16 protein-coding genes and 1 pseudogene are annotated in these 25,606 nt (G+C 44.3%); 6 read left to right on the forward strand and 11 right to left on the reverse strand.

All coding sequences use genetic code 11. The features are described 5' to 3' along the window. Positions 1 to 195: 195 nt before the first annotated feature. Both crn3 and ACN4EG_RS21910 read left to right on the forward strand, forming a co-directional pair. Complete coding sequence (gene crn3, locus ACN4EG_RS21905; RefSeq protein ID WP_431632324.1) at positions 196 to 504, forward strand: CRISPR-associated ring nuclease Crn3/Csx3; 309 nt, start codon at positions 196 to 198, stop codon at positions 502 to 504. Further along, positions 501 to 1,124, forward strand: coding sequence for a P-loop NTPase family protein (locus ACN4EG_RS21910; RefSeq protein WP_431632325.1), 624 nt, complete (start codon positions 501 to 503; stop codon positions 1,122 to 1,124). Before crn3 ends, ACN4EG_RS21910 begins: the two co-directional genes overlap by 4 nt. A 133-nt stretch (positions 1,125 to 1,257) precedes the next feature. Here ACN4EG_RS21910 and ACN4EG_RS21915 read toward each other — a convergent pair whose 3' ends face one another. The 4 genes from ACN4EG_RS21915 to ACN4EG_RS21930 form a co-directional block, all read right to left on the reverse strand. Then, complete coding sequence (locus tag ACN4EG_RS21915; RefSeq protein WP_431632326.1) at positions 1,258 to 3,234, reverse strand: CHASE2 domain-containing protein; 1,977 nt, start codon at positions 3,232 to 3,234, stop codon at positions 1,258 to 1,260. Beyond that, positions 3,158 to 3,808 carry a response regulator transcription factor gene (locus ACN4EG_RS21920; protein ID WP_431632327.1) on the reverse strand — a complete coding sequence of 217 codons (651 nt, stop codon included), beginning with the start codon at positions 3,806 to 3,808 and terminating at the stop codon, positions 3,158 to 3,160. The genes ACN4EG_RS21915 and ACN4EG_RS21920 overlap by 77 nt, the downstream gene beginning before the upstream one ends. A gap of 45 nt (positions 3,809 to 3,853) precedes the next feature. Next, positions 3,854 to 4,564: a hypothetical protein gene (locus tag ACN4EG_RS21925; protein ID WP_431632328.1), complete on the reverse strand. Its 711-nt coding sequence runs from the start codon at positions 4,562 to 4,564 to the stop codon at positions 3,854 to 3,856. Positions 4,565 to 4,733: 169 nt separating this feature from the next. Then, a complete protein-coding gene (locus tag ACN4EG_RS21930; RefSeq protein WP_431632329.1) occupies positions 4,734 to 7,448 on the reverse strand; it encodes a two-partner secretion domain-containing protein in 2,715 nt (904 codons plus the stop codon). Between the two features lie 454 nt (positions 7,449 to 7,902). Here ACN4EG_RS21930 and ACN4EG_RS21935 point away from each other — a divergent pair, with 454 nt between their 5' ends. Beyond that, positions 7,903 to 8,301 (forward strand): hypothetical protein, encoded by a 399-nt coding sequence (locus tag ACN4EG_RS21935; RefSeq protein ID WP_431632330.1) that lies wholly within the window; start codon positions 7,903 to 7,905, stop codon positions 8,299 to 8,301. A 232-nt stretch (positions 8,302 to 8,533) separates the two neighbouring features. Here ACN4EG_RS21935 and ACN4EG_RS21940 read toward each other — a convergent pair whose 3' ends face one another. From ACN4EG_RS21940 to ACN4EG_RS21955, 4 genes are all read right to left on the reverse strand, one after another. Next, positions 8,534 to 11,266: a two-partner secretion domain-containing protein gene (locus tag ACN4EG_RS21940; RefSeq protein WP_431632331.1), complete on the reverse strand. Its 2,733-nt coding sequence runs from the start codon at positions 11,264 to 11,266 to the stop codon at positions 8,534 to 8,536. Positions 11,267 to 11,393: 127 nt separating this feature from the next. Continuing rightward, on the reverse strand, positions 11,394 to 12,941 hold the full coding sequence (locus ACN4EG_RS21945) for a S8 family serine peptidase (protein WP_431632332.1): 1,548 nt from the start codon (positions 12,939 to 12,941) through the stop codon (positions 11,394 to 11,396). 277 nt (positions 12,942 to 13,218) lie between these two features. Next, on the reverse strand, positions 13,219 to 13,695 hold the full coding sequence (locus ACN4EG_RS21950) for a hypothetical protein (protein WP_431632333.1): 477 nt from the start codon (positions 13,693 to 13,695) through the stop codon (positions 13,219 to 13,221). 220 nt (positions 13,696 to 13,915) lie between these two features. Beyond that, on the reverse strand, positions 13,916 to 15,346 hold the full coding sequence (locus tag ACN4EG_RS21955) for a S1C family serine protease (protein WP_431632334.1): 1,431 nt from the start codon (positions 15,344 to 15,346) through the stop codon (positions 13,916 to 13,918). A 234-nt stretch (positions 15,347 to 15,580) separates the two neighbouring features. On the opposite strand from ACN4EG_RS21955, the gene ACN4EG_RS21960 reads away from it, so the two are divergent. Beyond that, a complete protein-coding gene (locus ACN4EG_RS21960; protein WP_431632335.1) occupies positions 15,581 to 15,763 on the forward strand; it encodes a hypothetical protein in 183 nt (60 codons plus the stop codon). A gap of 729 nt (positions 15,764 to 16,492) precedes the next feature. Here the strand turns inward: ACN4EG_RS21960 and ACN4EG_RS21965 are convergent. Further along, positions 16,493 to 19,399, reverse strand: a complete 2,907-nt coding sequence (locus tag ACN4EG_RS21965; RefSeq protein WP_431632336.1) for a two-partner secretion domain-containing protein — start codon at positions 19,397 to 19,399, stop codon at positions 16,493 to 16,495. A gap of 321 nt (positions 19,400 to 19,720) precedes the next feature. Here ACN4EG_RS21965 and ACN4EG_RS21970 point away from each other — a divergent pair, with 321 nt between their 5' ends. Next, positions 19,721 to 22,333, forward strand: coding sequence for a CHAT domain-containing protein (locus tag ACN4EG_RS21970; protein WP_431632337.1), 2,613 nt, complete (start codon positions 19,721 to 19,723; stop codon positions 22,331 to 22,333). Here the strand turns inward: ACN4EG_RS21970 and ACN4EG_RS21975 are convergent. Then, positions 22,301 to 23,068: a DUF928 domain-containing protein gene (locus tag ACN4EG_RS21975; RefSeq protein WP_431632338.1), complete on the reverse strand. Its 768-nt coding sequence runs from the start codon at positions 23,066 to 23,068 to the stop codon at positions 22,301 to 22,303. The two genes, ACN4EG_RS21970 and ACN4EG_RS21975, sit on opposite strands and share 33 nt — an antisense overlap. Positions 23,069 to 23,433: 365 nt before the next feature. Between ACN4EG_RS21975 and ACN4EG_RS21980 the strand changes: the two genes are divergently transcribed. Continuing rightward, a complete protein-coding gene (locus ACN4EG_RS21980; RefSeq protein ID WP_431632339.1) occupies positions 23,434 to 25,098 on the forward strand; it encodes a ShlB/FhaC/HecB family hemolysin secretion/activation protein in 1,665 nt (554 codons plus the stop codon). Between the two features lie 331 nt (positions 25,099 to 25,429). Here ACN4EG_RS21980 and ACN4EG_RS21985 read toward each other — a convergent pair. Continuing rightward, a pseudogene (locus ACN4EG_RS21985) lies at positions 25,430 to 25,606 on the reverse strand (IS5/IS1182 family transposase); the annotation flags it as partial.

A 25,606-nucleotide genomic window follows, 5' to 3' on the forward strand; every position in this document is an offset into this window, starting at 1 on the left:
GTACAATATTTTCCATATGGCTATCCATCCGGTGCGTTTTGGATTAATTTGCACCCTATCCGATGGATAGCTTCTCTGTCCACTCCTGCCTCGCTAAAATTGTCCGGACTATTGGTATAAGAATTTTATATAAAATACTTCTAGACCATTTCCCAATCCATAAAAAACACCTTTCCCTTCCTGCTTCCTCCTGCCATGGCAAAACCTATTTTCACCATCCAAGACCTAGACAACTACCGCATTGTCAAATTTGAAATCCCTGGCAGTGTCACCACCCCCGACGAATTTGCAACAGCCGTTGCAGAAATTCAATCCCAACTCTCCGGTGCCTTCGCCGTACTCATCAACGGTCGTGGCCCCGTCTGGGGCTATGGCATGATTTACCATGCCGCCCACCCCTCCCTCGCGATCGCAACCTACGATCCTCGCCTCGGCTATGTCGTCATCGAAACCCACCACGACCGCTTCACCGTAGGGCAAATCTTGAGCGATCCCGAAGCATGAAGCGATTCACACCACCCGATGTCCGCGCGAGCTACAAAGGTCGGGTCATAGCCGTAGGTGGGCCACCGCACTCCGGCAAATCCGTGTTTCTCAATGCTTTGCACAACGCACTGCTCCAACAAATGGGCGATCGGGTCTTCCTAGAACGGGCTTGCCCCGACGGTGAAGGCAAATGGTCTGCCGAAGCCGATCCCCAACTCGTCCAGCAATTGCGCCAAAAAAGCAACTTCTCACCGGAATTCATGCAGATGAAACTGTTCGGCATCGAAAACCTAGGTCGCAACAAATCCCTTGTCCTTCTCGACTTAGGCGGTCGTCGATCGCCCGAAAATGCTGCAATCCTTGCCAAAGCAACCGACTTGATCATCCTCTCTTCCCAACCCTCTGAATTCGCACCCTGGGAAGCATTCGCAACAGCCCAAGGATGTCCAGTCCTCCTCAAACTCCAATCAGTTCTACAACGCAACGCCGCTGGCTCACTCGATACAACCGCCCGCTCCAGCCTTGACTTCTCCACCGATCCCGCCACCGGCTGCATGGTGAACCTCGATCGAGCAACAGATCCAGATTGTTATATTCATGCAATTCAACAACTCAGCCTTTGGATGGCATCCTTCTAGTTACGCACTCTGAGTGAAATGATGATGCAGCACCGCCTTCTCTGGCGCTGGTGTTTCCCCAGAAATGCTGCGGGTACTGAGAGACAGATTCTGGTTTCTCTGCCTACATCTAGTTTAATTTATACTACCAAATTTAATTTACGCTGCCAAAGTAACTCAACCAATGACGTTGAGGTTGCCATGATAACTGACATATTGTGCCTTGTGGATTATTAGGCGATCGTTGAAACTCTCCCCGTAACCGCTTAGCTAACCGCTTAGCCTGCTGAGTTCCCATTCCCTCGTGCTGGCTCCAGACACCTGCTCCATTATCGACTACTCGTATCACATTAACTCCATTATTCACCCCACATTTTACCTCTAGCTTCATCACGCCTATTCCATGTTTACCGACATTGGTAATTGCCTCCTCTAAAAAACGGCACAAATCTCGCTTTATTCCAAAATCTAACCATCGTTCATTCATTGGCTGAAAATCTACCAATTTGAATTTCACACTCTGAAGAGGTAGTTGATCCCTTGTTAATACATCTTCATACACCTGCCGCAATATCTCATGCATGGGTTCTCTTAAATTGATTCGCGACTCCTGGCTCACATACAAAAAGTTCTCTCCACTTTCTACCTGTTGTCGCATTGATTCATAAATTCCTCTCAATTCTCGATCGAGCACCTGTAAATTGACGCGCATTATTTCAAGTGATACTTGCTGATCTAGCGATTTCCGTTGTAATTGCGATAATGTTTGTAGTGGCCCATTATGAATTGCATCAAATGTTTCATTGATCACGGTTTGTCGCTCATGGATCCGAGATCTCAATTCTTGGTCATATCGATAAAAAGCTGTTAAGCCTGCTCCATTGACTAAAAATACTAATAATGGAGGCACTACGGGAATCCACCATCCCACCATTAGTAATCCATAGCCGATTCCTACTAAAGCTACACTAATGCCAATTAAGCTCAGTAGTAGTTTTATGGGCGATCGAACTACCCATCCCAAGACAATGCCTGCTCCACCCCACATAATAATCCAAATGTATTCAACTTCATCTATCCAACTTCGTATTAATGGACGATTATCGATCGCTGCACTAATTAACTGGCTTACGGCATGAGCCTGCATTACAACCCCATGAATCAAGGCTGGATTTGGACTCTCGATCGCATGTGAAGTCACATAATCTTTGCTGCTTTCTGCCACCATTCCTACTAATACAATTTTATTGCGCACCCACTCCGGCTTGATTCTTTGGGCTTTCACATCTGCTAATGAAATAATTCGAAAGGGAACTCGTCCTGCACGTATATTAATTAGAGTTTTCACACCGCCGGATATCTTTTCAGTATAGCTTCCTGTATTACCTTGAAACCGAGGGACTTCTGCTTTGCCAAATCGAATATTTGTTGAATCTTGAATCCCTGATTCTAGAGGCATTCCATGTTGTTCTAAATAGCGCTCGGCTAATAATACGGTCAATGAATATCTCACTTCCCCCTCATGACTCTCAGTTACTAGTAAGCTCCGCCGCAGCGAGCCATCTTGATCTAAAATTGCATTCGCAAAGCCAACACGATCGATCGGTAAGCTTGGCGAAGATTTCACTAGGTTATCTTGAGTAGGATTTAGGGCTAAGCGATCGATTCCCAGTACATTATCTTGGTGGGTAAAAATCTGATGTAACTGCTGGCTCCCTGGAGGAATCGGTTGATCACGAAAAATATCTACTCCAATGGCTGTAGGTTGAAATTTTTGTAGCTGCTGAAGTAAATTAGCTAATTCACTATCCGGTACTGGATAGGTCTTAATTTGCCGGAGATCTGATTCATTAATTCCTACAATTAAAACTCGTTCATCCAAAGCTTCTGCGGGACGATGGCGTAACATGCGATCCAAGATCAGCAATTCTAGCCCCTGTAATCCACCCCAAAATCGTAGGAGAATGACTATAGTAATAACGACAGAACCGGGTAAAATTCCCGTTTGCCAATTGACTAAACCCGATCTCAATCGATCTTGAAAGATCTGCAATCTAATCAATAAGCCCTTCTTCACGAGCTCGTTTCTCTGTTTGAATTCTGATATTTTTTCCTTCATCTGGGTAAACATCTAAAACATTTTGAATTTTGCTCCAGTAATGGCGAACCGTTCGTTCTGCAATATTCATCCGTTCTCCAATTACTCTATCCTGCAATCCCTCTTCAAACGCTAGTTGCAGCACCTCTAACCATTCTGGCTTCAGTTCTAATCCTCCCCGCATTTCCTTGGGTGTGAATACGACTCCTTGTAATGCCCATTCCACCTTGGTGAGCATATCTTTCATTGAGATGCTCTTATCTGCAATCGTAAAACCGCCTTCATGGTTGCTAATTGCGGCTTTAATTCGAATCAAAGATTTCACATGGGCAGTCTGGACTACAATATTTAACGTTGGGAAATCTTCCATGATTTGGCGGAGTAGCTGTATGCCTATATCTACTTTAGCCGTTTTACCAATCATCTCTGGCATTGATAAATCAATGACCGCTAAGTCGGGGTTGACCATCTGCACACTTTCAATACCTTGCTGAGCCGTCCTTGCTTCATAAATTTCTGCTTCTGGATATTGCCCTGCTAGAACAGACTTAGTTCCACCTAAAACCATTTCGTGATCATCAATAATCAGAATTCTAAATGGTGCCATTTGCCTATCCTCAATCATTTTTCAGCTCAATCGTTTTTTATATTATTACCATTGCAGGTGGAATACATACTGATTCTGCTGAGTTGTGAGTGTACACCTGCCCTGTTGAACTACTATAAAGATCTGTTTCAAGTAATGTATTTGATCTAGCAGAGGGGGATTGGCTGATTGAGATTGGATACTATTAGTAGCTTGCGTATGATTAGCTTGGATGCTACAAGTAAGAGACATATATCGACCTTCTCGGCGAGAGATGAGTTTCAGACTAACAGGCTGGGATTCACGAAGCAATAGCTGGCAAAGCTCATCTAACCAGAGTAATAAAAATTGATAATTTGTCTGACAATTCTCTTCGAGCAGATCCTCCACGATATAACTAAAGGAACTATTAGGATAGAGTCTTTTCCATCGGATCACAAGTTCACGTAATGCGGCTTCTAAGTTTTCGATCGCGTAGGGGGAGAATAATCGATCGCTTAGATCAGCTAAATCGGTGTGACAACGATCGGCAATGTCTAGTGTGGGCTCTAGTTTGCTTTCTGTTGGGAACTGGGTAATCATAATGCCTAAGCTACGACGCAATGAAAATAGGTCTTGTAGCATTTGCTCTCGAATCAGCTCTGTTTCTTGGTGTAACCGTTCAATTTGCTGTTTTTGCCACCAGATTATTGCTTGGCGAGTACGATAGGCATCGGCGACCAAGTAGATGACTACACTGCTAGATATTGAAATAATCCAAAAGAGTGGCCAAAACAAGCAAAATTACCATCCTTATAAGATTTGTTTAAGTATACTGACATTCTCCAACGGGTTCATGACTGCTAGCGGCCATTAGATTTGCTGAAAGATGCGCAAGTGTTTGCACTTTTCAGCCAAGAAGAATAGAATCTAATGGAATAAAATGTCTGTCGTTTGATGTTTTGGCTTAGCGATCGCATTCTCGGCTCATGACGAAACGTCCATCGGCAAGGGTATAGAAGCCTTGGGGTTCGACGATCGGATCTCCAAGTTTCCAAGGGCGGTCTGCGGTCTGGGTAGTGGATTGAATGGTGTTGGTTGGGTAGGTGGAGAGAGCGGGGTCGTTGGGGCGGTTGGGGATACCGCCTGTTCCGGTGATATAGAAGGTGCCTTCGGGTTGGTCTTGGCGGATAATGCAGGTTTGGGCGAGGAGCTCGTTGGTGTCGATGCTGTCGCTCCTCAATTGGCTGAGGCTATTTTGGATAAAGCTAGTATCTAGGGTATCAATAGCAACGGTACCGCTGACCCCTAATTCTGAACTAGCGGTAATGTCGCTCAGGGCTGTGCGCTGGGGCCGGGGCTCGATGCCAAAGATGCCCTTGGCAGTGATGGTGACTTTGCCCCCTGCCCCATCAAAGGCATCGGCAGCGATATCGCTATTTTCGGCAGGGATGGCAACAATAAAAGGTACGTTAATAAGGATGTTACCGCCATTCCCATTCTGTTCCAAAGTGCCTGCCGTTACAGAAATTCGACTCCCCCGACGCATCAATAGCAAGTTCTGAATGTTAAGAGTGAGGTTCCCGCCATTACCGGAAGGAGCAACAGCAGTAATCTCTCCCTGCTCATCTAAATGCAGAGTTCCAGTATTCAACTCGATTTCTCCAGCAACACTATCTGGGGTGAACCGGACAGTCAAATTGCTGGGTATTCCACTCATACCACGACCAGAAATGAAGATTTGTTCATCTGCATTTATCGTGATTTTGCCTGATCGCCCATTCGAGATGGTTTGCGCTCTGAAGCTACCACCACTCAGCAGATCTAATCTTGTGACATCGACAGTGATATTGCCACCATCACCATCGCTTATGGCTGTAGCTGTAAGAACTGCATCATCGGAAATATTTAAATAATCGGTGTTAACCTCAATATTTCCACCGCTTCCCCGGCTCGCCGTGGTTGTACTAATGGCGCTACTAAAACTTGAATTGGATCCAGTTAATATCACAGAGTCGAAGGCGTTAAGAACAATATTTCCACCATCCCCTTCGCCAAAAGCATCTGCGCTGAGTACCCCGCCATTGCTAATTCTCAATCTCTCTCCTGCGTTAATTTCAATATTTCCTCCGTTCCCCAAGCCATTGAATTGAATAATGCTGAGGATTCCACTTACAGACCCATTGATTGGATCAGCACCATCAATGGAGACTTCATCCAGCACATCAATAAGAATATTTCCACCATCGCCGAGGCCAGAGTTCAAAGCGCTTAACTGCCCGCCATTAGTCACGGACAATGAACCGGCTCGAATCGCAATATCGCCTCCATTTCCTGCTCCACCGGGCAGAATACTACTAGAAATCCCACTTGAAGAAAATCCAGTAACAGGATCAGCACCATCAATGGATATCTTATTTTCTACGTCAATGAGAATGCTTCCACTATTCCCACGGCCAGACACTGAAGCACTTAACTGCGCACCATTAGTTATCGTCAAGAAATCAGCTATAATTCGAATATTCCCACCTTCACCTGTGCCGTCAACAGAACTAGAGATGATTCCATTGTCTAAAATAATATGATTCGCTTGAATATTTAAATTTCCAGAATCTCCAGAAGAGCCAAAGCCTACGTTATTCACAATGCGACTATTTTGGGCTACCTGAATTGTACCTGTAGCATCTAGAGTTAAATCGCCTGCTCGACTTCCCTCAGTGCTTAGATCTGGGAAAATGCCACCGATTAATCGGCTGTCTAATAGTTGAATATTACTCGCCGTGATAACTATTTCGCCTCCAGCATCTAAGGGAACACTCACTAGCAAAGATTCTTGCGTCAACGTGACATTGCCACGCTGTAACTCTAAAGGAAATTGTAAATAACCATTTGAGTCTATCGCTACGCTGCCAGCATCTGCTACTGTACCAATCTCAACTCGCCCATCTAGGACGCCAATTAAACCACCTTCAAGGGTAACATCTCCACCCAGCAACGTTAGGATTGCACCATTAGGTACCTGCAAGCCAAAGGTTGACCCCCCAAGTACAGTTGAAGAAGCCGTTGATCGATTAATAATTTGAGCTGGTGGGGCTATGGCATTAAAGAGAAACGCCGATGGATTTACAGTTAACAATGTCGATGGAGCTTCTGGATTGATAGCACTAAAAAATCCACCGCTATTAAAAGCCACGCTACTGGCTGTTGTCGCGGTAAATGATCCTTGTACATTCAGGCTTGCATTTTTACCGAAGACAATACCATTTGGATTAATCAAGAATAGATTAGGATTTCCCTGTCCGAAAGTGCCAAGAGTTCCTAATATCGTTGAGATGCTGTTTCCTGTAACACGCCCTAGGATATTCTGAATTGACGCATCTGGATTAAAGAAATAGGCCCCGCGATCGGTACTGACATTAAACTCTCGAAAGCTATGAAATAAATTTTGTCCGCGTCGAGCACCACCCGTAATGACTTCAACTGGCAGGTCATTGACGTTCTCGATAATCTGTGTTTGTTCAACCCCTAAAGTTTCATCTGGCACAATGAAGCTTTGGGCGCAGGCTTGATGATTAATGATGGCCCCAATTAGCAGGGGAAACCAGGGGGTAAGCAGTCCAGCTAAATACCTGGGGCGAACAAGTTGCATAAATATAATTGGAAAAGGGGAATTAATGGCCAAACGCTACCATATTTACCCAAAAACTATAGGTTTTCTTAGTATAAACTTTAGCTTTATTGTCATCTCCCCCAGTACCAGATTTTCCATGGGAATGAGTTTCAGTAGATCGCAAATTCTCTAGAAAAGGGGTGGGGTCAGGCAAGAAGAATTCAAACCAAAGCCATGACAACCTACCCAAGTTCATTATTTCTACAACCCTCTGGGGAACCTTCCAGTGTGAACCCGTACGCCGGAAGGTGTGGTATGGGAAATTCGTGAGGATTTTTTCTATCCCGATTAATATCAATGTGATCGGCAGTCGCATTTAGGCAAATCGCTTGACCGAAAATTGCCATCAACTTCTACCAAAAGAGCCAGCGAACAGACCAGAAGCAGTATCGAAAACCCGATCGCAGCCCTCTATTGTTAAAAGTGTTCGAGCACAAAACACTTCAATCCCCCAAGGATCAGAATCATGAAAAAGCAACTTAGCTCTTGGCTCGCTACATTCGCAGAGGTCGATCGCAGCATGTACAAATCCACGACTTTTGCGCTGACACTCTTAGCTTCCACCCTCGCAACTAGTACTGCTCTTGTTAGTCCAGCGCTGGCTGTAAGTGATACACAATCACAAGAAGTAACAGACCTACAGCGTTGTCTAACGCAATCAACAGCAATGCGACGGCAAGAAACTAATCAACCTGTTCAGAACTTAGAAGTATCGATCGCCCCTCCCTCCGTACTACAGTGTTTCTTTAGTCAAGGGACTGGGCTAGACGATGATATTATTCAGACTAAGAAAGCTCGTATACGCTTCGAGCTGCGGGTTGAGCCAGAAGGCGGCCAAATTCGCGTCAACATTCCTCTGTTTTAGATCTAATTCTTGCAACTGAGTGGTGAGACATCAGGATCATCAACTGGTCTCACCATTTTATTGCATATTGGTTGAGTTTCTATATTTTTTCTTCTGTTCCATATTTTTGTCAATATCCCAGTCAATCTATTGACTGTAAATTATAGCAATCAATTTCTAGCAAATTTAATGCTCCAGATCATGACGATATTTAGCGCAATTGGACAGCTTGCTGAGGTATAGCGATCGTAATTTACTGAGAACATTCCCGGCTCATAACGAAGCGCCCATCTGCCAGTGTATAAAAGCCTTGGGGTTCAACGATCGGATCTCCGAGTTTCCAAGGGCGGTCTGCGGTCTGGGTAGTGGATTGAATGGTGTTGGTGGGGTAGGTGGAGAGAGCGGGGTCGTTGGGGCGGTTAGGGATACCGCCTGTTCCGGTGATGTAGAAGGTGCCTTCGGGTTGGTCTTGGCGGACAATACAGGTTTGGGCGAGGAGTTGGTTAGTGTCGATGTTGTTGTTGGGGAGTTGGCTAAGGCTGTTTTGAATGGCACTATTGTCAGGGGCGTTGAGAATGACTGTGCCATTAAGTCCAAATTGAGAACTGGCAGTGATGTCACTCAAGTCGGTAAGTTGAGGGCGAAATTTGAGACCAAAGATCCCTTCAGTAGTGATGTTAATATTTCCTCCAGCGCCATTGAATGCGTTGGCCGTGATGTCACTGTTCTCTTTCGGAATAGCGACAATGAAACGACTAATAATATCAATATTTCCCCCATCACCGTTAAATTGTGAAGAACCAGATGATGTGGAAATTTGACTACCTCGACGGATGAGCAGACGATCTGGAATAGTTAATTGGATATTTCCGCCTTTCCCAGATAATGAAATTGTCTGAATCTGTGCTTGATTGTCCAAAAGAGCAGATTGAGTAGTGATATCGATATCACCTGCTTGCCCGGAACCACCGCTGCTGGAGCTAATGACACCTTTATTTTGCAAAGAGAGTTGCCTTGTCTTGATCGTTAGTTGGCTAGCATTACCACTCCCAAAAGTGCCGCTTGTAATTGAACTAGGAAAAATTCCATTGGCAGAAGTCCCAGTTACATCAACGAAATCAACAGCACTGATACTCAAACTTCCAGCTTGTCCAGAAGCCCTTGTCTCGCTTGTGATGGCAGAACCACCTCGGATACTTAAGCGATATGCGCCGATTTCTAGATTGCCCGCATTACCCGATCCGCCGGAACTAGTAGTTATAATGCTAGTATTCTCTAGCTGAATCGTTCCACTAGCATTTACTTGCAGCTCCCCTCCTTGACCAGAGCGTAGAGTACTTGTAGATATTACTGCTTGATCTCGTAAAGTTAGATTCCCAGTTTTTATCTCAAGCTTGCCAGAATTACCTGGCCCAACCGAATTAGTTCCAATGCCTGCATTGGCAACTTCTAACTCAGAAGTTGAAATGCTGAGATTACCTCCTTTACTACTACCTGTGGTACCAGTGTTAATTATTCCACTATTCTGAACGACAAGTCGATTTGCTGTGATATTTAAATTTCCTGCCTCAGAGCCGCCAATTGTTCCAGTTATAATATTACTCCTGGCTCGACTTTCTGTAGGGATAGACCCACTAATTTCTATCTCAGATGCTTTGATTATAATTTCACCGCCTCGCGCCGTATCTGAAGGTGACAAAGTACCTGTTTGAATACTCGCTCCATTAGAAATTAGTAAGCGTTGCGTAGTTAATGTAATGTTTCCGCCCATGCCAGTAGCCTCACGAAAAACATTACTGGTTATACCAGTAACAACTTGGGATTCAGTTAAAGTATCTTGTCCAACTAATTCGATACTTGTAGCTTCAACAGTTAAGTTACCTCCGCGCCCCGAACTAATAGTAGAAGTGGAAACCTGGTTCCCACCTGATATTTTCAAAGTTCCTGTTCGGATATTGATGTCACCAGAATCACCACGAGCACCTAGTTCTACAGTATTGGAAATTCCAAAACCACCTGTTGGTACTATGCCACCAACCGTAACTTGATTTGTTGCATCAATTTCAATATTGCCTGCTCGAATGCCAGATGTACCCAAACCTTGTATGAGACCAGCTTGAAATATTCCAAACTGAAGGTCAAGGTTGCGGGCATTAATAACTAACGTACCGCCTCTTTGTCCTGCGACAGTTACTCTCGCAGGTTCTGCTGCTGAGCCTGTAATCTTTACATCTGCCCTTGGGACATTAAGCGGGAAACTCAAACTTAATGTGTGGTCACCTAATCCAACAGTGCCTGGTGCGGACAATCCGCCAAGCTCTACCCGTCCATCAAATGCTGTGACAATCCCCCCTGCATCTAAGCGTACATCGCCCCCAACTAGCAATAAACTTCGCTCATTGGGTACTTGGAGCCCCCTAGGTGATTGACCAGTAGGAAACTGAACTGCGACTTTTGATTGATTTACAATTGGTTGAGGCTTTAAAGCAGTGAAGAAGAATGCAGAAGGGTTAATCTCCAGCAAATTACTAGAAGAAGGCACGGAAGCACTAAAAAGGCCCCGCTCGCCAAATTTGATCGCGTTCGCTGTCGTCGCCACAAATGAACCACCTACATCTAATCGCCCACCTGCGCTAAAGATAATACCGTTGGGATTCATCAAGAACAGATTGGCAGTAGAAGTCGCAAAAGTTCCATCTAATCGAGTTCCCACAGTCCCATCGATCTGAGACAAATTTTGCCCCGTCACCCGCGCAAATACATTTTGAATTGTGTTGTTGGGAATCAGAAACAGTGCCACACGATCGGGACTAACATTAAACTCTTGAAAACTATGAAACAGGTTTTGCCCACGCTCGGCTCCTCCCCGAATCGCTTCAATCGGAAAACCAAACAAATTTGGAGCGACTGTAGTTCCAACCGTTGGATCAGCAACAATATTGCTTTGGGCAAACGTTGGTGTAGCCAGCCCAATCGCCTCACTCATCCCCAGAAGCAGCCCAAAAAACAGCCGAGCGACCCTCATAATGTAACCTGCGACTCATCAACCCCTTCAGGCTACCGCAACTCTTAAATATTCTCCAGTCGTTCTAGAATTTAGAACGATCTCACCACTATGCATACCCTCGCCCGATCGCCATTGCCCGTCGCACTGCTGCATCCGCATTTACAAAGCCATAGCCTGTCAGCTTATCATATCCCTTGTAGCCAACATCCACTGCCGTCTGCGACAAAATTTCCCGCACCTGGGCTGCTGACAGATTGTAATTTGCACTCAGTACCAAAGAGGCCACTCCCGCTACATTCGGTGTTGCAGCAGAAGTGCCATTGAATAGATTTGAATAATCAAATTGATAAGTTCCATACATTGTTAGTTTCAGCAGTGGTGCAATTACCTCAGCAGGCCCCATAAGAGTGAGCCCATCCCCATACTGAGAACCCCACCAATTCTGATAGCTAATTCGATCTCCTGGTACTGTCGGATATCCATAATAATCCTGCGCTCCCCAAGCAGCTCCCACAGCAATCACGTTACTATACGATCGCGCAAGAAATGCCGGAGAAGAAATCCCCTCTATACCCAAATGGCCTTGATTCCCTGCCGCAATCACAAACAGCACATCTGGGTTATTTTTTACAATTTGCTCTAATTGTCTGTCGCAGTTTATACCAAAGGAATTTAGAGTACCCAGACTCATATTAATCACTAGCCGTTTCCCATTAGATCCAGCTTGTGCAATCATACTCTGCGTTGCATTTGCGATCGATAAATCTCCAAATTCATCACCCAAAACATCAATATTAAAAGTTTGAGAATTCCAATTAATCCCACTCATCCCAAAGCCATTATTACTCCTTGCAGAGATGATCCCCTGAACACTAGTACCATGATTGCTTAAGGTATCATCAATAACTTGGTTAGATAGCCAGATTGTGTCGTGTAGATCTGGATGGATTGAGCCATTAAAGTCAACGCTTAGTCCTGTATCCTGGACACCTATCATGACATCTGCAGAACCTGTAGTAAAGCGCCATGCTGTATGTACGCCCATCATATGTAAATTCCATTGTTGCCCAAACAGTGGATCATTCGGCTGAATAGTCAGATCAATGATGCCTTCTGCAAATTGAATGCTTTCAATGCCTTCAAAGAGTATCTGCTGACCCGTACCAAAATTGATGGCATCAAAAACCCGATTACCATTACCAGGGTTGAAGACAACACCGCCTTGGTCATTGGCAAAATTAAGACTGACTTGCGTATAAGAAATATGGGAGAGGTTAAGCAAATCTCGCCAACCCTGGCCAAAATCTACATTGCCGTTGCCTGAAATGACTACACGTCGATCGTAGGGTGAAACATTAAATGTATCAGCCCGTAGAGTTCCAGCCAGAATACGAGTATTAATCCAAAAGGTAGACAAACTACTATCAGTAGAAATCAGTGAATTTTCATTATTCCAATTGCTTACCTCAAGTTTCTGCAACTCTTCTACATTAGATGTACTAATCAGAGATAATGGATTGAAAGAATCTGCCTTACTGTATTTCGTAACAGATGATAGGGACTCTAGCAAAGAAGAATGTCCGCAGAATATAGAAGATATTGGGGTGGGATCGAGTAAACTTGTAGACTGCTTATGAGTTAGCTGATTCAGCACGATGATTTACCTCTGAATTAAACGAAAAATACTGTGATTTATTTATTTGAATTCAATTGCTTCCTTTAAAAATATAGGTTTTTCAGTCTTGACTCACGACTTCTTTAGGTATAGTTGATAGTAAATTCCAGACATTATGATTGCTGAAAACAGCCATTTATTAATCCACAAGCAGTTGTGTTGGGAATGGCTAGTGAATTGAAAACAAACTAATTTACCAGAAAAAAGCTCCCTTCGATCATGGAAGAGAGCTAAAGTTTAGGGCAATTATAAAAAATCAAAAATTGGGAATACAACCCGTCCCTTGAGTTTGCAAGCACTTCAAAAATTGTTCAGCACCCGTGATAGTCGCGTCTGCTTGGTTGAGGCCAACGATCGCATTGTAATTGGCCTGCATCCGATTAATAATGAAAGATACTTCCGTAGAATTGGCCCTGAGTGCCTGGGCTACACGAGTTACAGTAGTACGATTAATCGGCAGCGGACGTTTTGTTTGTTGGTAATAAGCATTATATAGTTGTCCGATGGTTTTCGCGATCGCGTGTTGGCGAGGAGTCCAGTTGCGGACTAGATCCTGCTGGGCTTGTGCAGCTGCAATTGCGGAGTAGCAATTCCCTCGACGTAGTGGATCAGTGATTGCCTCACAGTGAGCCGTCATTGTATTGCTGGGTGAAGCTTTGGCAATAGTGCTTAGGGACGGAACTGTGATCAGCGCGATCGTAGTTACGGCAAAGAGTTGGCGAATTATTTTCATATTGCAAGTCTCCTGATTTGTTTCAGTGAAGTACTTCATTTGATAGTTTCTAGCGTAGGGGATTTGAAACTGCAATTCATGTGTATTTTCTGATCAATTCATTGCCACTTTCAGCAAGATTACTAGTTCAGCGATCGCTACAACCGAGAAAATAGAAATTCCCTACCTCCTGATTGGAAGAAGTAGGGAACTTAGCCATGAGTCCATTATCTATAAAGCATTAGTTACGAGATACAACCTGAGGCGACGCTGATTGAGGTTCAACGCTGAGAATGAATCTACCACTACTCTGTGGATTTTCAGTGGTCACTACAATCTGATACATTCCATCTGCTGGTAATTTATAGTTGAGAGACTTCTCAGACTGAAGCTGCCCTTGCCACAGCAATTTACCTTTATCATCCAGAAGGATAACAAGAGGCTGAAACTCCTGAGTACCTAAATTAATCTGTACGGGTTGCCCAGCTTTGCCAGAAAAGTGATAAGTACGATAGGGGGAACCACTGGATAATGTTGGATCACCTGCACCTAATTCGCCAGTCCGTAGCAGAATTGGTGTTACTGCACGAATGCTATAATTGCCTAACTGATTTGCTTTTTGAGCGTTAGCAATGATTGTGTAGGTGCCATCACTCGGCAAATTTGCATACAACTTTTGGATTTTCGCATTGCCTTGGATGGATGTTTCAGCTAGCTTGTGTCCATTGGGACCCAGCAGAAGCAGGTAAGGTCTAATGGTTTCACCATTCATTTCAAAAATGACAGGCTGATTCACTCGACCCTGAAATGTATACACATCAGCCATGCTATCATCAATGCACATCCGCTGATCGTTAGATTGTAGCCTCCCGTTAATGCTATTGCGATCGGCAACTAATTGGGTTGCATCTCCAGAAGTTAAGCTCATGTAGCGTGCTAATGTCGGAGATAAACCATTCTTCGCAGCCTGGATCACGGCTTGGATACGATCGACAGAATGAGCAAAACTCATCCCTTCCCGATCTCGTAGCTTTAAGGTATTAATCCCAACTAGCTCACCACGAGAATTCACCAAAGCACCACCAGAATTGCCATTATTAATGGGTGCATCATGCTGCACAAAGCCCAGTTGAGTGTGTAAATTGCTCACAATGCCTTGAGTGATTGAAGCCGACGGCATTCCCAGAGGAAATCCGATCGCGAATACAGACTGGCCAGGAGCAATTGAGGTGAGTGGTGCAACTTTTAAGGTAGGTAAGTTTTGCATACCGGAAAGTTGTAGTAGAGCTAGATCAAGACAACCTGATTTTCCCGTCGAAACAACTGTTGCTTTGACCTGACGACCATTTTCCAGTTTGACAGTGATATTGGTTGCACCCGCAACAACATGAGCATTCGTGATAATAAGACCATCTTTCTCAATGATGACACCACTACCTGTTGCAGTGCCCTGCTTAGTTTGGCTTTCAATACGGACGATCGCGTCTTTGGATTTCTCATAAACCTGAGCGGCATCGGCATTATCTTTGGCTTGGGCGGCATAACCAGTCTTCAAATTCGTATCCATCAGCGCTAGCTCTTGCACTGCGATCGTGCCTAAGAAAGTCTGTACTGCTAATAAACCAGATACCACTAGCCGAGAACTGAACCGAGAAACAACTGGAGATTTCATTATCCTGCTCCTATGTTGTGCTGTGTGGAGAAGTGAATAGTCTCACTATAGGAGGCTGGAATGATTAATTGGTGATGATTCCAGTAGAAGAGATGGCTGGTTTAAGCCGAGGTATTGCTAGTTCCGGCAAGCGCGTTGGATTGAAAGTGCGATTAATGAGGTTAAAAATTACAGTGAAGTGGCGATGGCTATTTCCTATGATGCCTTGCATCTATACAGCCGAGGTAAAGCGTTATGGTGAAGTGGCAAGTCTTGATACAAAAGATTGTGGTTTGGTTTCTAATGGAAATGACTCTGGATGTAGTAGGGTTATCTCAAATCGCTAACTATGGTGAGTTTCTCGGAGATCATATGTCTGAGCAGCTTCTGAGTCAATCGACTCATCTTGTATCCCATCATTTTGCTTCTAGCCATTAGAGCTTAGATTGTTACTACAGGCATGGAACTTTGCTTGAAAGTGCAAGGTGTTTGACTACAAATTGCATTGTATAAAAAATTAAAAACTCTAAATTTATTGTATTCACACTTGTTGTGATGAATGAATACCAACTAGTTTCAACTAGGAGAAATATCATGCAGGTTCTACATAAAAACCTCGCCAAATGTCTGAATCCGCTTGGCAGAATGGGTGCCACATCTTTGCTCATAGTAGGAGCAACTCTTTCCACTTATGTGGTGGGAGTTACCGAGAAAGCTGAAGCTCAAACTTCGCCTAATCTGAATGTCCATTCATTCCTCATGAGTGGCAGCGGACGATGGGTAGAGACGGGAAACCCCGATCGCTTCATTTGCGCCACCATATATGACTTCAAACCATCTGGTGTCGTAGGATTTATGAGGGTTATCAAACAAAACTTTGCTTTGAATCTAGTTAGCGGTCAATGCTTTACCCCATTGACGACTAATTTTGGAGGGGTTGGGCAGGTGACAACTGGTAATATCTTGACGGTTACCTTTCGTGGAACAACAGAACGTGTTCAACTCGTCCAGTTCGACAATAGGACACAGCGGATGCTTGTCCGGCGAGTCGTTGGGAACAGGGTTGTACAGCAAATTTGGCAAAGAAGGTAGTGCGATCGATCATCCTGTCATGAATAATTGAGCATGTTTGCGATGTCTCTCATCTATTTGCGGGTGAGGGGCATTTTATTTGGCACATTCCCGGCTCATGACGAATCGACCGTCTGTTAATTGGTAGAAGCCTTGGGGTTCGACGATCGGATCTCCGAGTTTCCAGGGGCGTTGGGCGACCTGGGTAGTGGGTTGGATGGTGTTGGTAGGGTAGGCGGAGAGGGCGGGGTCGTTGGGGCGGTTGGGGATGCCGCCTGTTCCGGTGATATAGAAGGTGCCTTCGGGTTGGTCTTGGCGGATAATGCAGGTTTGGGCGAGGAGTTGGTTGGTGTCGATTTGGTTGTTGGGGAGTTGGTTGAGGCTGTTTTGGATGAAGCTGGTGTCAGGGCGGGTGATTATACCAGAGGAAAGGCTGCCGCTGGCGTTGATGTCTACCCGATCGTTGCCATCTAGGGTAGTTGGATCGATGCCATGAGGCGCAGGGCGATAGTTTTGGCCGAAGAAAGCACGGGTATTAAGGGTGACGTTACCGCCACGACCATCGCGGGCAAAGGCTAGAATATCACTGTCATTTAAGGCGATGATCGACTTTGCAGTGAGAGTAATATTACCACCATTGTCAGTAGCATCCGTTTTAATATCTCCATTCTGCAACAAATACATTGTTTTAGAAGATATAGAAATACTGCCGCCTGTGCCTTTCCGTGAATTTGCTAGGAGACTACCATTAATTAACTTTAATTGGTTGCTCAATATTAGATTAATATCATCTGAGTTTCCAATGCCTAGATTTTGAGAGGCAATCTGTCCTGAGTCTAAAATATATAGATTACTTCCACTTATGCTAATTTTCCCTGAATCACCTAGAGACCCGGCTTCGATTGTTGTAAATATACCACTGGCAGACCCAATAGGCGACAGTGAATCTCCTTCATCGTCTCGAAGTGTCTTATTAGTGCTACTGATACCCGAAATAACAATCGAATCTTTAACAGAGACTACTATGAAGCCAGCATTTCCTTCGCTACCTGCTCTATAGATAGGAAATCTAAGTCCAGAACCAGGAATGTTAAGATCACCAAGAACTGAAGTAAGTATCTTGCCTCCATCAAGTATTGACAAATTATTTGCTTCAATATTAATAGAACCACCTTCTGCATTTTTAGTTTCACGCTCCACAAAGCTGCCAATTACACTGGAATTCTTCACAATCAAATCGTTGGCATATATATTAATATTGCCAGCACGAGCATTGGTTTCAGTCTTAGTATTAATTTCAGCAGAATTTCCAATTAAAATCTTCGGAGACCTTATTATTATTGTTCCTGCTTGATCTTCATTTAATTTTCCAGAAGCTCTGGCCTCACTCTGGATTCGGCTAAAATCGATTGTTATTGATTCAAGTCCGTTCAAATCAATAATACCTCCACTGGTATTTATTCCATCATCAGTACCAATATTACCTGATAAGATTTCTGTTTTATCACTCAACGAAATCTTCTTTGATTGCATTGTGACATTACCGGCAATGCCACCAATGTACTGTCCATTCCAGTTACTACTATTTAGAATGCTTCTCTTCAATTCAATATTAAATTTTGCATGAAGCAAAATATTTCCTGCTGACCCTCCAGTTCGAGTTGATGCATCAAGGTCAGAATATTCTACCTGAATCGAATTTGCCTTTAGCATGATATTGCCACCTTTACCCGCTGAACCGAAACCAATAGTGGAATTGAGAGAGGATTCATCAAATACCTCAAATAACTTGCCATCAGATATTACTGTGCTGACGGGACCTCTTGTTATATGGATTGATTCATCAGCGATCATTTCTATATTTCCAGCATTCCCTTTTCCATTCCCTGAAAATGAAGATGAGCTGGAAGCAATGCTTGAGCCAATCAATGAGATATTTCTACCTTTTAACAAAATTGATCCAGCATTTCCTTCAGTCAAATTAGGTAGAGATGCAACAATAGAACTCTTATTAATTAACACACCTTCCGTTGAATTAATCTTTATATTACCTAAGTCACCATTTCCTGAATCTCTCGATATTGACAAGAATGAATCACTGACAAAGATTTTATTTCCATAGATTAATATACTGCCACCGCTAATATCTTCTTCTCCAAAGATATGGATTTTTGAATCTTTTAAAATAGCTATGTCGGCTCTCATTAAGTTTGAGTCAGGGGTAATACTTATATTACTACCTTCATAATTTAAATCGACTATCCCTTCTTGGGATAGTCCAGCAACCTGTATATTTCCACTTGGAGCTTTTAGAATGCCATTTTCAATCACTACTTCTCCCCCCGATAAAACAAGACTTCTATTGAGATTGGTCTGAAGTCCACTTGTTTGTCCAATTAAACCATCTAAGTCAAGAAATGACGATTTCACTATAATGCCTTGATTCTGAGCATTAATCGTGCCATACCACAAAGCTGAAGGATCTACGGTCAGCAATTGACTCGGTACTGTCGGCAAAGATGCACTAAACAACTCCCCATTGGGAAATTGCAAGGCATTCGCAGTTGTCACCACAACCGATCCACCAATATCCAAACTCGAATTAGGACCAAAAATTACGCCATTCGGATTCACTAAAAAGAAATTGGCATTCGATGGCACAGGTTGATTGCCAAGAAATAGAAATGTTCCTAAACGTCCCAGAACTTCCGAAGGGTTATTTCCTGTTACCCGCGTCAAGACATTTCGTACCGAACTATTAATTAAGAAATAGGCTGAACTCCCTTCACCCACATTGAATTCACGAAAGCTGTGAAATAGATTATTTCCGCGAATGGCACCACTTGTAATAATGTTTAAAGCTGGAGATTGTAATACTGGTGGCAACTCGGAGTTTTGGGTTCCCAAAGTGTCATCGGGCACAATTAAACTTTGTGCTAAAGCACTTTGCGACCCCAAAACAATCGTCCCCCCCAACATCCCCAAAAGAAAGTCCCAGCGCATCAGTCATCCTCCAGGTAGTCAAGCACACCAACTTTCAACCTATCAAAGAAACTTCATACCCGGTCGCTACCTTCAATACATTTAATCTTTGCCACACCAACCAATCCGCTCTCTGGCTAGGGTCAGCATACGATCGCTGCATCATTATCTCCGACGGCTACTGCTGGGATCATTAAATTAACCAAGAATCAAAATTGCCGCTGACATTGTGATGGACTCCTGACCCGATCGGTCTCAATTCAAAAGTCTTAACATAAACCCTATCGAGATTTTCCAAGAAATCCGCTACTCTGAAAGCAAAATACCTTAAACTGTGCTTCTATGAAGTCTTGGACGCATTATATTGCTGCAATTCTTCTAGGCAGTTGCATTATGGCGACTCCTGCCCTTGCGCTCCCCCCAGAACAACAAGTCCAAGAAGGCATTACACACTATCATTCTGGGCAGTATTCCAAGGCAATCCAATCCTGGGAAATAGCCCTTCGCAGCTATCAGCAGGCCCAAGATTCCCCCCGAATTGCGATCGTTCTCGAAAATCTTGCCCGTGCCTACCAACAAATTGGTCAAGGCGAACGAGAGTTACAACACTGGAATCAATTGATTGAACTCTATCGTCAACAGCGTAACGAACTCCAAGTCGGTCGTAGCCTGACTGAAAAAGCCCAAACTCTCAGTCGTCAAGGCCAGATCCAAACCGCCATTGATATTCTCTGTGGCCGGAACGCAGATTTTAAACAATGTGCCCCGAATACTGCTCTGCAACTGGCTTCCAAAAGTGGCGATCGGAAAACTGAAGCAGCAGCCCTCGGTAGCCTAGGAGAAGCCTATCGTCTCAAAGGAGACTATTCCAAAGCTATCCCCATTCTGGAAGCCAGCTTGCTCTTAGCCAAAACAGAGAACTTGACCCAATACCAAGCCGCTGCCCACAACAGCCTCGGCAATACCTATAGCAATCAAGCGCTTAAACACTACCGCCGCTCTTTTTCGTTTCAACAACAGAGCGAAACACAATCTGAGCAACTATTTAACGAAGGTAAGGAATTCGATTATCTAGCCCTCAAGCATTATGAACAAAGCCTAAAATATCAAGCACCCCAAGGCCAACTGCACGTTTTGACCAACCTCATCCCAGTCTACTATCGCCTCCAAAAGATTCAAATGGCTGAGCAAACTTGGCAAACTGCCGAACAACTACGCCGCACCCTTCCCAATTCTCGAACCAAAGCCTACGCCACGATCGATCTCGCCACCCTCTTACAAAGTCCCCCCACAAGCCCGAATGGTCTGAATTCGCGATCGACCTGTGAAGCTCCCAGATTCCATAACAGCCAAGCAGAAGCACTTCTTAAAGAAGGAGCCCAAATTGCACAGGCCATCCAAGATACCCGCGCAGAATCCTATGCCCTTGGCGAGCTAGGTCGCCTCTATGAATGCCAAGGCCAAATCCAGCAAGCCCTAGCAATTACTCGTCAGGCCCAACTTGCAGCCGAACAAAACCTCACCGCTAGAGATAGCCTCTACCTCTGGGAATGGCAAATAGGGCGGATTCTACGCCAGCAAGCCCAACTCAATCCCTCCTCAGAGAAAATCCAGCAAGCCATTGCCGCCTATAGACGAGCAGTGCAAACGTTAGAGGCCATTCGCAGCGATATTCTGACCTCTAATCGCGACGTACAGTTTGACTTTCGGGATACGATCGATCCGATCTACCGTGAACTTGTAGAACTTGAGCTGAGTCAGCATCCCACTCCCCAAAAAGTAGCAGCTTTACCCGGCTCAGCAATTGCCTTAGACGCTCCCTCTGCTTTAGGCTCAGCCATTCGCACGATCGATTCCCTTAAACTGGCTGAATTACAGAATTATTTTGGGAATGATTGCATCATTGGCTTTACCCGTGAAAATATCAATCGGGTGAACGATCCCAGTGCTGCTGTTATTAACACCATTATCTTTGAGAACAAAACTGCGGTGATTCTCACCCTTCCCTCTGGGAAACAACAGATCCACTGGATACTCGAATCTCAAGCAACCCTCGATCGCTTGATTAACGATTACCGAACGGGCTTAGAGTCCTACTATGATGCCTTAACTGGGTATAATCCAGAATCAGCACAACAGGTTTATAACGGGTTAATCCGTGCATTTGAAACAGCTTTGGAAAAAGAGAAGATTCAAACTCTGATATTTGTCCAAGACGGAATCTTTCGGAGTGTCCCCATGGCAGCACTCCATGACGGTCAACAGTTCCTCATCCAGAAATATAATATTGCGGTTGCACCGAGTCTTAGCTTAGTTGATCCGAAACCTATGGAGCTTAATAACCTGAGAGTACTTGCCATGGGGGTTTCCAAGGAAGCCATTGTGGAGAACACTCGCTTCCAACCTCTACAAAATGTTCCCCAAGAACTAGGCGATTTAGCTAAACAAGTACCAGCGAGTCAATATTTAAATGAGCAATTCCGACCGGAAGTTTTGAAAATGGCTTTAATAAAAGAACAATACTCAATTTTGCACTTTGCAACCCACGGTAAATTTGGTTCTGACCCAGAAGATACCTTTCTGCTGACGGGAGATGAAAATACCCCAAAACTGAACTTAAATGAGTTGGGTCAATTGCTCGCAACTAACAAAAAACCATTAGATTTATTAATGTTAACAGCCTGTGAAACCGCGATCGGGGATAATCGCTCAACCCTTGGACTAGCAGGCGTAGCGGTTCAATCCGGTGCAAGAAGTGCCATTGCTTCCCTGTGGCAAGTGAATGATTCTTCTGTCTCACAACTAACAGCTGCTTTTTACGAGAACCTAATCAAGCCTAATACAAGCCGCGCTCAAGCACTTCGAGCAGCACAACTACAAATGCTATCCAGCGGGGGAGAATTTGCCCATCCATACCATTGGTCAGCGCTGGTTTTGGTTGGCAATTGGCTCTAATGTCGCTAAGACTTTCTTCAGACGTTGATATTGAGCTTCGACAGCTGGCTGCTGGCTCGAAGATTCAGACTCGATTACGGTTAGATCGGTTATTAACTGCTTAGCATCTTCGACGGCTGAAGCAATTTCAATCCCATCCCATAAGTCATACCAAAGCTCCCCTACCGTTTCTACACCATCAAACGCCCGATCCTGAGGTAGCTGATTCGGTACTGCCACTCGCTGAATGGGAGCTTCGGCAATCAGATCATGCGAAGGTTTATTAGGATTACATTTGAGGATAATTTGCCAAATGTAAGTTTCTCCTGGTGCTAGTTGCACTTCATCTGGTAGCTTCAATGACATTAATCCTGGCCGACTACTCAGTTGTGAATCCTTCCACAATAGTTGCCGGGGGGGGCGATTTTGTTCTTTGGTATTTTGCAGTAATCTCAGTTCCATCTTGTATGCAGTTGTAGCCCTTGAAGCATCCCCTGGAACAAACCAAACTAAGGTTGGCCGCGCTAGACTTGTTTGCCCTACATGCCCCATTGGGGCGATTGCCGTTAGTGATAAATCAGTGGTACCATTCTCGCAGCCTCCCCTTACACCAGTTGTCGTTGTTGCTCCTGTAAAGCGTCCTATTTTGCCAGGACGATAGCCGCGAGATTTTCGTGCATCAACTGTAGCACCGAGCATGGCGATCAGGCATAATGTTACGCCCAATACAGCAGTCAGTCGTACAACTGTTTTCATAGATTAACTCCAATGGAACAGATACCTACGTTTTTAGCCTACAAAAAACCTGCGTTTATAGTCCAGGAGAAAGCAGTCAAATTTGTGGCTACTTTGTGCAATGTTATTTACCAACAAGCCTTGATAATGCATGAATACTGATATATTACAAGGCTTGTGATCATATCATTGTACGATGTATTTATTGGTTATACAAAAGTTTTTTAATTGCTCTATTTCTGCTAAATTTCCTATGAAAAGTTAACAAACTTAACTATCAATTTAGTCTTCGGTCTAACTTATAGTCATCATGTGTTTTGTCTAGGGTTTTAGTTATGGGATTAATATCATGGACTATCGCTGCTGTAGGGCTTGGGGGGGTAGTTTTGTATCCAGTCATTGGCTTTGCCCAAACAAGTCCACCCCTAGTCACTGCATCTCCGAACGTCCAGATCCCTTCTAGTACCCGCGATCCGATCGAGCAAACCTTGCCTCCCGCGCTGCCTAATATTCCACCTACTTCCAGCCCCCCTCAGCCCATTGAATTGCCTCCTACCCCTCTGCCAAATCCACCTCTCAACAACTTACAAGTTAAAATTAAAGTCAACCGAATCGATATTGTTGGAGCTACGATTTTTCAGTCCGACATAAATCAAGCAGTTCAGGCTTATCAGGGTAAAGAGGTTAACTTTGAAGACTTAATTCAACTACGTTCTAGAATTACCCAAATATATCTTGATAATGGGTACCTAAATTCTGGTGCATTTATTCCCAATAACCAAGATTTACAATCAGGGAATATTCGAGTACAAGTTGTCGAAGGAGCACTGGAACATATTGAAATTGCTGGGTTATCTCGCTTAAACGAACGTTATATTCGGCAACGATTAGAGCAAGCAACCGTTGCACCTCTGAATAAATCGAAGTTGGAACGTGCGTTGCAATTACTGCAAATTGACCCCCTGATTGAACAGGTTAATGCTGACCTGAGTGCAGGAAGTGGGCCTGGATTAAATATTCTGCGTGTTGTCCTCAAAGAAGCTCCGGCATTCCATGTTGGGTTTAACGTTGATAATAATCAATCGGATAGTGTTGGGTCCCTGCAAGGCAGCAGTTTTATCAGCCACGATAACCTCTTGGGGTTTGGAGATCGCCTGTCTTTTGAATATGGTCGTACTGAAGGCTTAAATCTTTATAGCGTCGGTTACACCCTGCCAGTGAATGCTAAAGATGGGACATTTTCACTACGCTATAGCAAAAATGACAGCCAAATTATCGATAACACGTTTCGAGAATTAGGTATCCGTAGTAATAGTGAAACAATCTCTGCAACGCTGCGTCAGCCACTGTTCCGGACACCGAATTCAGAATTTGCGATCGGTCTAGGGTTCGACTTGCGCCGTAGCGAAACATTTTTGCTGGATAATATTCCATTCTCCTTTTCAGAGGGGCCAAAGGATGGTAGATCGAAGGTTGCAGTATTGCGTCTATTTCAAGATTGGGTCAATCGCGATGCAAAACGGGTCTTAGCCGCTCGTTCCCAGTTTAGTATCGGGTTGAATGCTTTTGGTGCGACAACGAACCCCGCCGAAACCCCAGACGGGCAATTTTTCACTTGGTTAGGGCAATTCCAATGGGTTCAGCAGGTTTCCCCCAGATTTGTGGTCGTTAGTCGCATTGCAACTCAAATATCCAGTGACTCATTACTATCGCTAGAACGTTTTAGTTTTGGTGGTTCTGACACCCTACGCGGCTATCGTCAAAACCAAGTGGTGTCTGATAACGGTGTCATTGGTTCGATCGAGGCAAGGATTCCGCTGTTTGCTCAATCCAATATTTTGCAACTCACACCCTTTTTTGACTGGGGGTACGGCTGGAACCATCGCGGTGAAGCCCTTGAGCCAGGATTTTTAGCAAGTATGGGTTTAGGGATACGATCACAGCTGTGGGTGGGATTAGATGCAAGACTTGACTACGGCATTCCACTCGTCCAGCGTAGTGGAATTGCAGATCAAAGGTGGCAATTTTCTTTACGCTATCAGCCTTTCTAATAAAAATTTCCTAGAAATTGCTGCATTTATTCTGCAACTAACGCCTTTTTTTGAATGCGGTTCAGTCTGGAACCATCCTGAAAATCCTAACTTTTCCGCAAAACAGAATTTTTTAGCGGGAATCGGTGCAGGAATCATCTAGCAACCCAATCCTAAGATGCTCATGCGTTTGGATTATGCCCTTCCTCTAGTGAAGATTGCCGATCGCTCAAGCAATTTACAAGATCAGGCACTCTACTTCAGCTTCCAGTACACACCCTAATCATCAGTGAGCATGGGCGTTGTTGCATGATTAGAAAAAAGTCAGATTGGCCTTGGGGAAGTCTTGGTATTAGGCTTGAACCTTGTAGCTGTCGGGCTTGGCGATAGCAATCATACGGTTGAGCGCAGCACATTTGATAAACAACTCCACCGCTTGATTGTCAAATTGACGGGCACTGAGCTTGCCGCCAAAAATCGCCTTGAAGCGAAACATGGTCGTTTCAGCAATCGAGCGGCGATGGTAGCC

It is taken from the genome of Alkalinema pantanalense CENA528 (genome assembly GCF_050753345.1).
Classification (GTDB): domain Bacteria; phylum Cyanobacteriota; class Cyanobacteriia; order Leptolyngbyales; family Leptolyngbyaceae; genus Alkalinema; species Alkalinema pantanalense.

Excerpts from the sequence above, each read along its gene's own strand:
- crn3 (WP_431632324.1), top strand. The coding sequence starts at position 196 with ATGGCAAAACCTATTTTCACCATCCAAGACCTAGACAACTACCGCATT.
- ACN4EG_RS21910 (WP_431632325.1), top strand. The coding sequence starts at position 501 with ATGAAGCGATTCACACCACCCGATGTCCGCGCGAGCTACAAAGGTCGG.
- ACN4EG_RS21915 (WP_431632326.1), bottom strand. The coding sequence starts at position 3,234 with ATGTTTACCCAGATGAAGGAAAAAATATCAGAATTCAAACAGAGAAAC.
- ACN4EG_RS21920 (WP_431632327.1), bottom strand. The coding sequence starts at position 3,808 with ATGGCACCATTTAGAATTCTGATTATTGATGATCACGAAATGGTTTTA.
- ACN4EG_RS21935 (WP_431632330.1), top strand. The coding sequence starts at position 7,903 with ATGAAAAAGCAACTTAGCTCTTGGCTCGCTACATTCGCAGAGGTCGAT.
- ACN4EG_RS21940 (WP_431632331.1), bottom strand. The coding sequence starts at position 11,266 with ATGAGTGAGGCGATTGGGCTGGCTACACCAACGTTTGCCCAAAGCAAT.
- ACN4EG_RS21950 (WP_431632333.1), bottom strand. The coding sequence starts at position 13,695 with ATGAAAATAATTCGCCAACTCTTTGCCGTAACTACGATCGCGCTGATC.
- ACN4EG_RS21955 (WP_431632334.1), bottom strand. The coding sequence starts at position 15,346 with ATGAAATCTCCAGTTGTTTCTCGGTTCAGTTCTCGGCTAGTGGTATCT.
- ACN4EG_RS21960 (WP_431632335.1), top strand. The coding sequence starts at position 15,581 with ATGGTGAAGTGGCAAGTCTTGATACAAAAGATTGTGGTTTGGTTTCTA.
- ACN4EG_RS21965 (WP_431632336.1), bottom strand. The coding sequence starts at position 19,399 with ATGCGCTGGGACTTTCTTTTGGGGATGTTGGGGGGGACGATTGTTTTG.
- ACN4EG_RS21970 (WP_431632337.1), top strand. The coding sequence starts at position 19,721 with ATGAAGTCTTGGACGCATTATATTGCTGCAATTCTTCTAGGCAGTTGC.
- ACN4EG_RS21975 (WP_431632338.1), bottom strand. The coding sequence starts at position 23,068 with ATGAAAACAGTTGTACGACTGACTGCTGTATTGGGCGTAACATTATGC.